At 63.1% G+C, this 12,193-nt stretch carries 14 protein-coding genes; 2 read left to right on the top strand and 12 right to left on the bottom strand.

The annotated features are described in order from the left end of the window. Positions 1-211 precede the first annotated feature (211 nt). A complete protein-coding gene (locus OKW43_RS15390; protein ID WP_187634017.1) occupies positions 212-502 on the top strand; it encodes a YciI family protein in 291 nt (96 codons plus the stop codon). 317 nt (positions 503-819) lie between these two features. Here the strand turns inward: OKW43_RS15390 and OKW43_RS15385 are convergent, their stop codons facing one another. From OKW43_RS15385 to OKW43_RS15360, 6 genes are all read right to left on the bottom strand, one after another. Beyond that, on the bottom strand, positions 820-1,950 hold the full coding sequence (locus OKW43_RS15385; RefSeq protein ID WP_429448269.1) for an IS110 family transposase: 1,131 nt from the start codon (positions 1,948-1,950) through the stop codon (positions 820-822). Between the two features lie 181 nt (positions 1,951-2,131). Beyond that, positions 2,132-2,761, bottom strand: a complete 630-nt coding sequence (locus tag OKW43_RS15380; RefSeq protein WP_187636907.1) for an SCO family protein — start codon at positions 2,759-2,761, stop codon at positions 2,132-2,134. A gap of 4 nt (positions 2,762-2,765) precedes the next feature. Further along, entirely contained in the window at positions 2,766-3,671 is a 906-nt protein-coding gene (gene cyoE / locus OKW43_RS15375; protein WP_187636908.1) for a heme o synthase, read from the bottom strand. Between the two features lie 5 nt (positions 3,672-3,676). Then, positions 3,677-4,786, bottom strand: coding sequence for a COX15/CtaA family protein (locus OKW43_RS15370; protein WP_187636909.1), 1,110 nt, complete (start codon positions 4,784-4,786; stop codon positions 3,677-3,679). A 21-nt stretch (positions 4,787-4,807) separates the two neighbouring features. Next, positions 4,808-5,482 (bottom strand): SCO family protein, encoded by a 675-nt coding sequence (locus OKW43_RS15365; protein WP_429448266.1) that lies wholly within the window; start codon positions 5,480-5,482, stop codon positions 4,808-4,810. 51 nt (positions 5,483-5,533) lie between these two features. Beyond that, positions 5,534-6,250, bottom strand: coding sequence for an SURF1 family protein (locus tag OKW43_RS15360; RefSeq protein WP_429448264.1), 717 nt, complete (start codon positions 6,248-6,250; stop codon positions 5,534-5,536). Positions 6,251-6,361: 111 nt separating this feature from the next. Between OKW43_RS15360 and OKW43_RS15355 the strand changes: the two genes are divergently transcribed. Then, positions 6,362-6,571: a twin transmembrane helix small protein gene (locus tag OKW43_RS15355; RefSeq protein ID WP_008921867.1), complete on the top strand. Its 210-nt coding sequence runs from the start codon at positions 6,362-6,364 to the stop codon at positions 6,569-6,571. Between the two features lie 156 nt (positions 6,572-6,727). On the opposite strand, the gene OKW43_RS15350 is transcribed toward OKW43_RS15355, so the two are convergent. The 6 genes from OKW43_RS15350 to coxB all read right to left on the bottom strand — a co-directional run bounded on the left by OKW43_RS15350 (position 6,728) and on the right by coxB (position 12,187). Next, positions 6,728-7,585, bottom strand: coding sequence for a cytochrome c oxidase subunit 3 (locus OKW43_RS15350; protein ID WP_429448262.1), 858 nt, complete (start codon positions 7,583-7,585; stop codon positions 6,728-6,730). Between the two features lie 125 nt (positions 7,586-7,710). Further along, on the bottom strand, positions 7,711-7,920 hold the full coding sequence (locus OKW43_RS15345) for a DUF2970 domain-containing protein (protein ID WP_429448260.1): 210 nt from the start codon (positions 7,918-7,920) through the stop codon (positions 7,711-7,713). 50 nt (positions 7,921-7,970) lie between these two features. Then, positions 7,971-8,609, bottom strand: coding sequence for a cytochrome c oxidase assembly protein (locus OKW43_RS15340; RefSeq protein ID WP_429448258.1), 639 nt, complete (start codon positions 8,607-8,609; stop codon positions 7,971-7,973). Positions 8,610-8,651: 42 nt separating this feature from the next. Further along, positions 8,652-8,786: a cytochrome oxidase small assembly protein gene (locus OKW43_RS15335; protein WP_222945723.1), complete on the bottom strand. Its 135-nt coding sequence runs from the start codon at positions 8,784-8,786 to the stop codon at positions 8,652-8,654. Positions 8,787-8,895: 109 nt separating this feature from the next. Continuing rightward, complete coding sequence (gene ctaD / locus OKW43_RS15330) at positions 8,896-10,509, bottom strand: cytochrome c oxidase subunit I (protein WP_187636915.1); 1,614 nt, start codon at positions 10,507-10,509, stop codon at positions 8,896-8,898. Between the two features lie 43 nt (positions 10,510-10,552). Continuing rightward, positions 10,553-12,187, bottom strand: a complete 1,635-nt coding sequence (coxB, locus tag OKW43_RS15325) for a cytochrome c oxidase subunit II (protein ID WP_429448256.1) — start codon at positions 12,185-12,187, stop codon at positions 10,553-10,555. Positions 12,188-12,193 lie beyond the last annotated feature (6 nt).

Raw genomic sequence — 12,193 nt, 5'->3', positions numbered from 1 at the left:
GAGTCGGATGAAAATGGGCGGCGCCCCGGTTCGTGCCGGTGTGCCGTCGGCCAAGCCCTAAATTGTTTCATAGGGGCGGCAAGTTGGGAAATATCCTCAGCGCATAGGGTTATGCGGAGCGCAACCGCTAGCGCGACGCCGAATCCGCGGCTGACTGATAATCCAGAGCCTTGTCCGGACACGGCCCAGTTAACCCCCAGTGAAAGCGACCATGTACGTGATCAACGTTATCTACACCGCCTCGCTCGATCGCATCGATGACGCGCTCGACGCCCATCGCGCGTTTCTCGCGACGCAGTTCGAAGCCGGCATCTTCTTGGCGGCCGGCCCGAAGGTGCCGCGCGACGGCGGGATCATTCTCGCGATGCGTATCGAGCGCGACAGGCTCGATCGGATTCTCGCGAGCGATCCGTTCGCCGAGCAGCAGCTCGCGCGCTATGAGGTGACGGAATTCAAGACGACGCGTCTCGCGCCGGGGCTGAATCTGCCGATTCCGGTTTGAGCGCGAGTTGCGAAGAGGATATTGATATGACTTTCCATGTCAATCGCGATGTTGATTTTTTTTGCTTGATTTTTCGCTTTTTCATAGGCGCGAGAATTCCCTGAGGGCGGCGTAGCAGTAAGGTCGACGGTGGATCACACTGATATCCGCGGATTGGCTACCGCATTACAGAGGTCCGCCTCATGAGCCTGCCGCTGTCTTGGGCCGCAAATTGGTGATGCCCGTTGCGAAATATCTTCGCGGGTTACTCGAGTGCCGGGCTACGCCGCCTTCAGGAAACTCCTCCACTTGTTGTCTTGCGTTGAGTGGCGGGCGGCTTACGCGGTCTGTGCGCTGCGTGACGTGGCAAGCGACATCGCCAGGCGGCTGATGTCCCAGATGAAGCCCGCTAGTTCACGGGCGACGGCGACCGTCGCGATATTGACGTGTTTGCCGCGCACTGCCAGCTTCCGGTATCGCCGGCACAACCGGACCTGCGCGTCCCAGGCGCGATCGATAATGGCCTTCGGAATACCTTCGTGCCGACGCTGGATGTCGCGGCTCACGCGCGCAGGATGCCGGTAGCTCCAGGCCGCCTCGACCAGCAGCTTTCTGGCGTAGCTGTTGCCGGTCTTGGTGATGCTACCCCGACGTCGCTTGTCGCCCGAGGAATGTTCCGACGGCGTCACCCCCAGCCATGCCATCAGTTGACGTGGATGTTCGAAGCGTGACAGGTCGCCCAGTTCCGACAGTATCCCGACGGCCGTGACGAACTGCACGCCCCGCATCGCCTGCAGTCCCAGCAGGGCTGGATAAAACCGCCAGTTGACGACTGCCTCGCGTAGCGCTGCTTCGAGGCGATCACACTGCGCGAGTCGGTCCTCGATCGTGCGCCGGTGTTCGTCAAACGCCAGTTGCCGCCACGGGTGCCCGAATGAATATGCGCTGAGCCAGCGCCGATGGGCGGCGCCCCAGTTCGCGTTCCCGGTATAGTGCACGCCATGCGAGAGCAGGAACGACTTCAGCCGCTGCCGCGCCTGCTTCAGATCGTCTCTGGCACCGGCCCATGCCCGCGCCAGATCCCGGAATGCCTCATCCTCGACGCCCGGGACATAGACCGCTGACAGGTCACCGGCGCGCAGCGCTCGCACCAGTTTGATCGCATCGCGCCGATCCGTCTTCACGCGCTCGCCGGGCTTCTTCGGAATCAGCGATGGTGCACACACGATGCAGTCGAATCCCTTCTGGACGAGCTGCCGGTAAAGCCCATAACCACACGGACCCGCTTCGTAGACGATGCGTACGTGTCGCCCTTTTGACTGCAGGCGCCTGCACAGGCGGTCGATATCTGCCTTCGTCGTACCGATCTTGCCAAGCAGTTCCACCTCGCCCATGCCGATCGCGTAGGCGACCGTGATCGAATCCTTGTGAACATCCAGACCGACGTACACCGTGCTATCGTTTTCCATGCTGGCCTCCGTGCCGGAAATCGCCGGGTGTGGCGCTGTCCACACCGTGCGGCTCTGGCAGCAATGCTAACCCGCGTCTGATTCGTCACGGCTGGCCAGCCCCTGCCTCACGGAAAGTCATACTGCCTTGGGGAGCGGATGCGGGAGCGGCTTTGCTATAAAAAGCGGCCCGCGATGCGCATCAATCAAGCAATAGCTTGATGTCATGCACCCACGGCGTCGCGCCCTGGCCATCGCGCGCGAACAGACGCAGCTTGCCGTCCGCGTCGAACACGTAGCTCGCGGCCGTGTGGTCCATCGTGTAGCTGTCGGGCGTCTTGCCCGGCACCTTCGCGTAGTAGACGCGGAAGTCTTTCGCAACCTTCGCGAGCTGTTCTTCGTTGGCCGGACGCAGGCCGACGAAGCTCGGATTGAACGCCGGCACGTATTGCGCGAGCAACTGCGGCGTATCACGCGCGGGGTCGACGGTGACGAACAGCACCTGCACGCGCTTCGCGTCTTCCTGGCCGAGTTGCTGCAAAGCCTGCGACAGTTCTGCCATCGTCGTCGGGCAGACGTCCGGGCAATGCGTATAGCCGAAGAACAGCACGACGACCTTGCCCTTGTAGTCGGCAAGCGTGCGGATCTTGCCGGAGGTGTCGGGCAACGAGAAATCGCTGGCGAATTGCGTATTGCCGGTGATGTCGAGATTCGAGAAGGCCGGGGGCTGCTTGCCGCACCCCGCCATCAGCAGCGTGCCGCCGAGTGCGGCGCCGAGGGCGCAAGCCATCACAGCAGCGCGCGCGACGCGCGCAAAGCGGTTGTTGAGCATGGTGTTACGCGCCGATCACGACGCGGGCGTAGTGGTCGATCAGCAGCGCGGCGAACAGCAGCGACAGATAGACGATCGAATAACGGAAGGTTTTGCGCGCGAGATCGTCCGAATACTCGCGGTAGATCTTCCACGCATACGCGAGAAACACCGCGCCGAGCAGCACCGCCGCCGCGAGATACACGACGCCGCTCATACCGGAGATAAACGGCATAAGCGTGACCGCGAACAGGATCACCGTGTAGAGCAGGATATGCAGGCGGGTGTACTTTTCACCGTGCGTGTTTGGCAGCATCGGCAGGCCGGCGTTTTCGTAGTCCTTGCGGCGATACAGCGCAAGCGCCCAGAAATGCGGTGGCGTCCACACGAAGATGATCAGCACGAGGATCCACGCGTCGCCGGGCACGTGGCCCGTGACCGCGGCCCAGCCGAGCGCCGGCGGCATCGCGCCCGACGCGCCGCCGATCACGATGTTCTGCGGCGTGGCCGGCTTAAGCAGCAGCGTGTAGATGACCGCATAGCCGACGAACGTGGCGAGCGTAAGCCACATGGTCAGCGAATTGGCGAACGTGTACAGCGTCCACATGCCGAGGCCGCCGAGCACGGCCGAGAACAGCAATATCTGCGGGGAGGTGATTTCGCCGCGCGCCGACGGACGCCACGACGTGCGGCGCATTTTTGCGTCGATCTGCTGTTCGACGAGGCAGTTGATCGCGAACGCGGCGCCGGCCAGCAGCCAAATGCCGACGGTGCCGCCGATCAGTACGGTCCATGGCACCATGCCCGGTGTCGACAGGAACATGCCGATGACCGCGCAGAACACCGCGAGTTGCGTAACGCGCGGCTTGGTCAGGGCGAGGTATTGGGAGACCCGGCTGCCGGGTGTTTGGGAGAGTGTTGTGCTGTCCATGTGAGTCACGCTGGCGCGGCATCGCGCGCAGGGATCGTGGCGCGGCCGGGACGGCTATAAGCGATTCGAAAGTCTAACATAACGAGCAGCAGCAGCAGGATCGCGGCCCCGCCGTTATGGGCGACCGCGATCGGCAGCGGCCATTGCAGCACGATATTCGACAACCCGGTAATGAACTGGATTAGCATCACCAGCAGCACACCGTTCGCGGGTCGCCGCAGCGACTCGAAGCGGCGCATCTTCAACGCGAACCACGCCAGATAGCCGATCACGGCGAACGCGAACGTGCGATGTGTCCAGTGAATCGCGACCAGCGCATCCTGCGTGATCACGTCGCCGTCGCCGGTCATGCCGAGCGCGCGCCACAGGTGGAAGCCGTGCGCGAAGTCCATCGGCGGGATCCATTGGCCGTTGCAGGTCGGGAAGTCGGTGCACGCGAGCACCGCGTAGTTCGTGCTGACCCAGCCACCGAGCGCGATCTGCAGCACCAGCAGCGCCAGGCCCGCGAGCGCCGCAGCGCGCCAGCGCGCAGTCTCCGGCTCGTAGGCCGGCAGCGGCGTCAAGCGCGCAGCGAGCCAGCCGAGCGTGCCGAGCAGCGCGAGGCCGAGCAGCAGATGCGTGGTCACGATGATCGGCTGCAGCTTCATCGTCACGGTCCACGCGCCGAACGCGCCCTGCACGACGATCAGCAGCAGCAGCGAAGTCGGCCACCACGGCGACACATGCAGCGGACGACGCTTGATGCGCGCCGTCCACGCGATCAGCGTCTGCGCGATGATCAGCACGCCGATCGCCATCGCGAAATAACGGTGGATCATTTCGATCCACGCCTTCGTCATGCTGACAGGACCGCTCGGCATCGCATGATAGGCCGCGGAGATCGCCGCGTGCGCGATGAACGGCGACGACGTGCCGTAGCAGCCGGGCCAGTCCGGGCAGCCGAGGCCCGAATCGGTGAGGCGCGTGAAGCCGCCGAACATCACGAGATCGAGCGTCAGGAAGGTGGTGAGCCAGACCAGTTTGCGGAATTTGTTGTCGTCGGCCTTGACCCACACGTAGGACAGCGGCAACAACGCGATACACAAGCCGATCAGGCCCAGTTGCAATACGAACATCACATTTACCCAGTTGCGGCGTCAGCCGATGGTCGACCATTTGAGCAGCTTGGTCACGTCGCCTTTGATCTTGCTCGGGTTCGCGTCTTTCGGAAAACGCATCATCAGATTGCCATTCGGATCGACCAGATAGATGTGGTCGGTGATCCGCATGCCGGTGTCGGCGGGCAGCCACCCGACGAGCTGCGCCGGATCGGCGATCAGCATGTTGGTGTTGGGGTAGGCGGTTTGTATCACGTCCGCGACCTTGCCTGCATCGGTGCGAAGCCACACTTCCACCACGCGCTCGCGTTCCGGGCCTTGGGCTGTGCGGATTTGTCGCATGAAGTAGAGCTTCGTCACGCAGGCCTTGTCGCACGCGCTGTCGTCGACCGAAATCATCAGCCAGCGGCCGTGCAGCGACGCGAGCTTCAGCGGCTTGCCGTCGGCGCCGGTGACCACGAGCGAGTCGGGGATCGGCCGTTGCGGCTCGATCAGCGCGCCGTAGTTCGTGCTGCCGCCGGTCGGTTTGACGACGTAGTACATGAAGTACGAGATCGCGATCGGCGCGGCGCAGATCACAGCGAGCAGCAACAGCACCCAGCGGCCGCGCCGCCACGAGCCCGGGCCGTTGGGTTGGCCGGGCATCGCCTTGGCCGCGGCGGGTTTGCCGCCGGGTTTGCCAGCTTCCGGCGAACGGGGAGTTTGAGTCGACACTACGGAACCTCTTTCAATGTTTGGACGACGGCGGGCCGCGCCTTCACTTCGTCATGCGCCAGGCGCATGTTCTTTCTTGCCCGCGCGGCGCGCCGCATACAGACCGAAAGCGAGCGCGGCGGCGGCCATGCCCCACCACTGCAGCATGTAGCCGTAGTTGCGCTCGACGCCGATGGTCGGCGCGGGCCAGTCACGCACCAGACCATCGCGTTCGTCGCCGGTTTGCTGGATCACGAACGATTGCAGCGGCAGCCCGGTTTCCGCAGCGTACGCGGCGACATCGAGATTCTGCCGGATCAGACGATGCGCGGCCGATCCGCCCTCGCCGAGCTCGAACGCGCGCGACGCATCGGCGCGCGCAATCCCTTCGATCTCGAGCTCGCCCGACGGCGTCGTGTACGGCGCGATGGTCTCGCGACTGCTGAGGTTGCGCGGCAGCCAACCACGATTGACGAGCACGTAGCCGCCGTCGGCAAGTTTAAAGGGCATCACGACGTAAAAGCCCGGCTGATCGTTATACGGACGATTGTCGAGGTACACGACCTGGTCCGCGACGAAACGGCCGCGCGCCTTCACGCGATGAAACTCGACCTCCTTCAGCGCGAGCGGCGCCGCGCTGACCGGCAGCGCGGGCGCGTTTTCGAACTGCGTGATACGTGCCTCGAGCGCTTCCTTCTGATGCGCGCGATCGCGCTGCCAGAAGCCGAGCCGCATCGTCACGACGACGACCAACAGGATCAGCAGCACGGGAATCAGGCGAAACTTCATTGCAGGCGCTCCGGCATCGCGTTCAGGGCCGCCGGGAACCTGCGGCAGATGCCCGCGCGCGGTGCGATAATAAATGTTTTGCCACTGCGCTTTCCGGTTTCAGTTGGTTCCATGCACATTATCGTTCCCATCGCCTTTGCTCTGATCATCGCCAGCATGGTGTCGGCGCTGTATTTCATGATGCACGACAAAGGCAAGACCAAGCGGATGGTCTGGTCGCTGGCCACGCGGGTGGGCCTGTCGATCTCGTTGTTCCTGTTCATCCTGTTCGCGCACTGGATGGGCTGGATTCAATCGACCGGGATTCCGTACGGGCGCTGACGCTCGCGGAAAGGTCGGCGGCGCATCCGTCCGCGGCAAATGTTCTCGCCGCCAAACAAAACGCCGCCCTGACAGATCGAGGGCGGCGCTGCGTTGATCCTTGCATACTGCTCCGTGCACGCCTGCGCCGACGAGCGGCGCGCGGTTTTGAGCGCGTTACAGCCAGTACACGACGACGTACAGACCGAGCCACACGACGTCGACGAAGTGCCAGTACCAGGCCGCGCCTTCGAACGCGAAGTGATGTTCCGGCGTGAAGTGGCCGCGGATCAGGCGCGCCAACACGACGGCGAGCATCGTGCCGCCGAGGAACACGTGAAAGCCGTGGAAGCCAGTCAGCAAGAAGAACGTCGAACCGTAGATGCCCGAAGACAGCGTCAGGTTCAGCTCGTTATACGCGTGGAAATACTCGAAGCCCTGCAGGAACAGGAAGCTCACGCCCAGCACGAGGGTCGCCGCGAGCCACGCGATCGCCTTCCTGCGATGGTCGTCGCGCAGCGCATGGTGCGACACCGTCAGCGTCGCACCCGACGACAGCAGCAGCGCCGTGTTGATGGTCGGCACCGGCCACGGCTGCATCGACTTGTAGGTGCCCACGAGCTCGGCAGGACCGTTGTTCGGCCACACCGCCGAGAAGTCCGGCCAGATCAGCTTGTAGTCGAGACTGCCGAGCTGATGCAGCGCGATTTCGCGGGCATAGAACAGCGCGCCGAAGAATGCGCCGAAGAACATCACTTCAGAGAAGATGAACCAGCTCATGCTCCAGCGATACGAACGGTCGACGTTCTTGCCGTACATACCGCCTTCCGACTCGGCGATCGCGTCGCCGAACCAGTGCCACAGCGTAAAGAGCAGCCACAGCAGACCGATGAGCACGCCGAGCGGCGCCCAGGTGTGGTCGTTGATCCAGGCCGCAAGCGATCCGAGCATGACCAGCAACCCGGTAGCGGCGCTGATCGGATGCCGCGACGGATGCGGTACGAAATAGTACGGGCTCTCGTTTTGACCGCTCATTCTTGATTCTCCACTTCAGTCCAGTTGTTCCGGAATCTCCGGCTGTATCTTCGGCGGCGCGTCGATACCGCACCGCTTCTCTCTAATTCGTGGGCTCCGCTCCGCTGCCGTGCCCCGGCACTGCGTCAACCGACCACGAGGCGCACGATCAGAATTAGCACCCCGATCAGAACCGCCGCGCCGATCAGCGCCGCCACGATCACATGCACCGGGTTGAGCTGCGTGGCGTCCGCTTCGAGATCGCGGCGCTTGCGCACGCCGAAAAACGACCATAACACCGCGCGCATCGACTGACCGAAACTGCTCTTGCGCGGTTTGCCGCCGTTATCGTTCATCTCGCTTCGTCTTCCTCGTTTAGTCCGCGGCTCGCACCATCAAATCTGCTTCAGGCCGGCCTCGCGGGCGTAGCTGCCGCGCTGGTCGCTGCATTTGCCGCTGGGTTCGCCTTCGGCACCGCATCATCCGCGCTCGCCGCCGCCGGCGTGTTCAACTCGAAAAACGTGTACGACAGCGTGATCGTCTTCACGTCCTTCGGCAACTTCGGGTCGACCACGAACACCACCGGCATCCGCTTCGTCTCGTTCGCGTTCAACGTCTGCTGCGTGAAGCAGAAACACTCGATCTTCCTGAAGTACCCAGTCGCCTGCTTCGGCGCGTAGCTCGGAATGGCCTGCGCACGGATCGTGCGCGACTGCTCGTTGCTGACGTCGTACATGACCGTCGTCACTTCACCCGGATGCACGTCGAGACTGCGCTGCTCCGGCTTGAAACCCAACAGACCGCGCGCGTTCGCATCGAATTCGATCGAAACCGTGCGGCTCATGTCGACCTGCGTATTCTTCGCCTCGCGCGCCGACACGTCGCGCTGCACGAGGTTGTTCACGCCAGTGATCTGGCAGATCGCGCGATACATCGGCACCAGCGCGAAACCGAAACCGAACATCATCAACGCGACGACGAAAAGCTTGATCAGCATCGAACGGTTGAAAGAGCGGTCGGTCCCGGCCGGCGGTTGCGTCGACATCTGAATCCTCACCAAACCTGCAAACAGACTGCCAACGCGGCGTCAGCTGAACCAGTACTGCTTCAGAATCGCGCTCGCGAAAAACACCGCGGCGATCGCGAACATCACGAGCCCTATCCGCCTGTTGCCTGCGCGAATCTGCTCCGGCGTACGTCTTTCCTGTGGATTGCGCGTCATGCTCGACTTTCTGAATACTGTTCTTGACTGGCGAGGCCGCCTCGCGAAGCGCCGGATTCCCGTGGCCGCATGCCGCGCCGCCAGAGCCCGGCACCTCGCCGGGACAGGCTTACTCGACGGTCGGCGGATGCTCGAACGTGTGGAACGGAGCCGGGCTCGGCACGGTCCACTCGAGGCCCGTTGCGCCTTCCCATGGCTTGTCGCCCGCCTCTGCGTGCTCGCCGCCTCCACGGTAGGCGGGCAGCGCCACCGCGAACAGGAAGTACACCTGCGAAAGGCCAAAGCCGAACGCGCCGATCGAGATCACCTGGTTCCAGTCGGTGAACTGCGCCGGGTAGTCGGCATAACGACGCGGCATGCCGGCGAGACCGACGAAGTGCATCGGCAGGAACGCGAGGTTGAAGAAGAACATCGACGCCCAGAAGTGGATCTTGCCGCGCGTTTCGTTGTACATCCAGCCGGTCCACTTCGGTGACCAGTAGTACCAGCCGGAGAACAGCGCGAACAGCGACCCCGCGACCAGAACGTAGTGGAAGTGCGCGACGACGAAATAAGTACCGTGATACTGGATGTCGAGCGGCGCCATGGCGAGCATCAGACCCGACAGGCCGCCGAACGTGAACACGATCAGGAAGCCCACCGCGAACAGCATCGGCGTTTCGAACGACAGCGAACCGCGCCACATCGTCGCGACCCAGTTGAACACCTTCACGCCGGTCGGCACCGCGATCAGCATCGTCGCGTACATGAAGAACAGCTGGCCTGTCACCGGCATGCCGGTCACGAACATGTGGTGCGCCCAGACCATGAACGACAGGATCGCGATCGATGCCGTTGCGTACACCATCGAGCTATAGCCGAACAGCGGCTTGCGCGAGAACGCCGGGATCACCTGCGACACGATCCCGAACGCCGGCAAGATCATGATGTACACCTCGGGGTGCCCGAAGAACCAGAAGATGTGCTGGTACATGACCGGATCGCCGCCGCCTGCCGCGTTGAAGAACGACGTGCCGAAGTGACGATCGAACAGCACCATCGTGATCGCGCCCGCGAGAACCGGCATCACGGCGATCAGCAGGTACGCGGTGATCAGCCAGGTCCATACGAACATCGGCATCTTCATCAGCGTGAGGCCGGGTGCGCGCATGTTCAGGATCGTCACGACGATGTTGATACCGCCCATGATCGACGACGCACCCATCAGGTGGATCGCGAAAATCGCGAAGTCCATGCCCGGGCCCATCTGCGTGGACAGCGGTGCGTACAGCGTCCAGCCCGCGGCGGTCGCGCCGCCCGGTGCGAAGAACGAGCCGACTAGCAGGACAGCGGCGACCGGCAGCAGCCAGAAGCTGAAGTTGTTCATCCGCGCGAAAGCCATATCCGATGCGCCGATCTGCAGCGGCACCATCCAGTTCGCGAAGCCGACGAACGCCGGCATGATCGCGCCGAACACCATGATCAGCCCGTGCATGGTGGTCAACTGGTTGAAGAACTCGGGACGCATGATTTGCAGACCGGGCTCGAACAGTTCGGCACGGATCATCAGCGCCATCACGCCCCCGGACAGGAACATGGTGAACGAGAAGATCAGGTACAGCGTACCGATGTCCTTGTGGTTGGTTGCGAACAGCCAACGACGCCAGCCATGCGGCGTTTCGTGGGCATGGTCGCCGTGCACGTGCTCGTGGCCCGCGACTACATCGTGTCCGATGCTAGACATGACAATCTCCTAAAGCGAATTCTGCGGTGCTGACCATGACACGTCAGGCTGCGGGGCTGATCTGTACACGCCGGGCTTGCTTCGCGTCGGTGCCGCCCGTGATCGTTTCCGGCTTCTTCAAAACAATATGGTCTTCGGCAATGCCGGCTGCTTTGAGCGCGTCACGGACGGCTTCGGCACGACCCTTCGCGAGCTTCGCGTTGACGTCGGCGGAGCCGGTTGCGTCGGTGAAGCCCGACAGCGTGAATTTTGCATCCGGGTGCGCCTTCGCGTAGGCGGCGGCCGCGTCGACCGCCGCTTTCGCGTCGGCCGGCAGCGTGCTCTTGCCAGTCTCGAAGTAGATGCTCGCCGGTAGCGTGGCCTCTGCGTGATTCGAAGCAGCCGCGCCGGCGTCGTTGCCAGATGCAGCCGGTGCGGAAGCCGCTTCCGCACCCGATGCCGCAGCGGCGCCGCTTGCCGCGGCTCCCGCGTTGGCCAGATGGTCGCCGCCTTCCGGCAGCTTGCCGTTGCGCGCGTCAGTGATCTGCTTCGGCTGCAGGATGTCGCCCGTGTGGTTGCCCCACGAGTTACGTTCGTACGTGATCACCGAAGCGATTTCGACGTCGTTCAGCGTCGGCGCCCACGAAGGCATCGCATTCTTGCCCTTCAGCACGAGGCTCACGTGCTGGCCCATCGGACCGTTGGCGATCTTGCTGCCGTCGAGCGCCGGAAATGCGCCCACGCCTTTGCCGGTCGGCTGGTGGCAGACCGCGCAGTTCGCCGAGTAGACCTTGCCGCCTCGTTCCATCAGCTCGGCCATCGTGTAGGTCTTGTTCGGATCGTCCTGGCCGGCGGCCATTTTCTTCTTCTGCTCGTCGACCCACTTCGCGTAGTCGTCGACCGACAGCACCTCGACGACGACCGGCATGAACGCGTGTTCCTTGCCGCACAGTTCGGTACAGAAGCCGCGGAACGTGCCGGTGCGGGTAGCTTTGAACCACGTGTCGCGCACGAAGCCGGGGATCGCGTCCTGCTTCACGCCGAAGGCCGGCACGTACCAGGAGTGGACCACGTCGTTGGCGGTGGTGATAATGCGGATTTTCTTGTCGACCGGGACCACGAGCGGGTTGTCGACTTCCTGCAGATACAGCGTGGAGATCGGCTCGCGGCCTTCGGTTTGCGCACGCGGCGTGGCGAGTGTGGACAGGAAGCTGATGCCCTCGCCCGGACCCTTCACGTAGTCGTACCCCCACTTCCACTGGTAGCCGGTGACCTTGACCGTGAGGTCGGCGTTCGAGGTGTCCTTCATCGCGACGACGGTCCTGGTGGCGGGCAGCGCCATCAGCACGACGATGATGAACGGCACAATCGTCCAGATGATTTCGACGGTGGTGCTTTCGTGGAAATTGGCTGCCTTGTGGCCTTTTGATTTGCGGTGCGCGAAGACCGAATAGAACATCACGCCGAACACACCGATGAAAATCACGGTGCAAAGGCCCAGCATGAACATGTGGAGGCTGAACATCTCCTCAGCGATTCTGCTTGCAGGCGGCTGGAGGTTGATCGCGTTGACGGCGGGGCCGCCCGGAGCATCGCCCACTGCCAGGGCGGCACCGGCGAAAAGCAGTCCGCTCGTCGCCAGCACGCTCATGAGCGCTCGCTTGATTGTTTTCATAGCTTCCTTACCCAAATTTTCCATTCAAAC

The sequence above is a fragment of the Paraburkholderia sp. WC7.3g genome, assembly GCF_050436345.1.
Taxonomy (GTDB): domain Bacteria; phylum Pseudomonadota; class Gammaproteobacteria; order Burkholderiales; family Burkholderiaceae; genus Paraburkholderia; species Paraburkholderia podalyriae.
The sequence above is the reverse complement of the archived record's forward strand: the minus strand, read 5'-3'. Positions and strand labels throughout refer to the sequence as shown.

Coding starts and splice junctions, on each gene's coding strand:
- OKW43_RS15380 (WP_187636907.1), bottom strand. CDS start 2,761: ATGCTCAACAACCGCTTTGCGCGCGTCGCGCGCGCTGCTGTGATGGCT.
- coxB (WP_429448256.1), bottom strand. CDS start 12,187: ATGGAAAATTTGGGTAAGGAAGCTATGAAAACAATCAAGCGAGCGCTC.
- cyoE (WP_187636908.1), bottom strand. CDS start 3,671: ATGGACAGCACAACACTCTCCCAAACACCCGGCAGCCGGGTCTCCCAA.
- OKW43_RS15370 (WP_187636909.1), bottom strand. CDS start 4,786: ATGTTCGTATTGCAACTGGGCCTGATCGGCTTGTGTATCGCGTTGTTG.
- OKW43_RS15360 (WP_429448264.1), bottom strand. CDS start 6,250: ATGAAGTTTCGCCTGATTCCCGTGCTGCTGATCCTGTTGGTCGTCGTC.
- OKW43_RS15385 (WP_429448269.1), bottom strand. CDS start 1,950: ATGGAAAACGATAGCACGGTGTACGTCGGTCTGGATGTTCACAAGGAT.
- OKW43_RS15340 (WP_429448258.1), bottom strand. CDS start 8,609: ATGTCGACGCAACCGCCGGCCGGGACCGACCGCTCTTTCAACCGTTCG.
- OKW43_RS15335 (WP_222945723.1), bottom strand. CDS start 8,786: ATGACGCGCAATCCACAGGAAAGACGTACGCCGGAGCAGATTCGCGCA.
- ctaD (WP_187636915.1), bottom strand. CDS start 10,509: ATGTCTAGCATCGGACACGATGTAGTCGCGGGCCACGAGCACGTGCAC.
- OKW43_RS15355 (WP_008921867.1), top strand. CDS start 6,362: ATGCACATTATCGTTCCCATCGCCTTTGCTCTGATCATCGCCAGCATG.
- OKW43_RS15350 (WP_429448262.1), bottom strand. CDS start 7,585: ATGAGCGGTCAAAACGAGAGCCCGTACTATTTCGTACCGCATCCGTCG.
- OKW43_RS15390 (WP_187634017.1), top strand. CDS start 212: ATGTACGTGATCAACGTTATCTACACCGCCTCGCTCGATCGCATCGAT.
- OKW43_RS15345 (WP_429448260.1), bottom strand. CDS start 7,920: ATGAACGATAACGGCGGCAAACCGCGCAAGAGCAGTTTCGGTCAGTCG.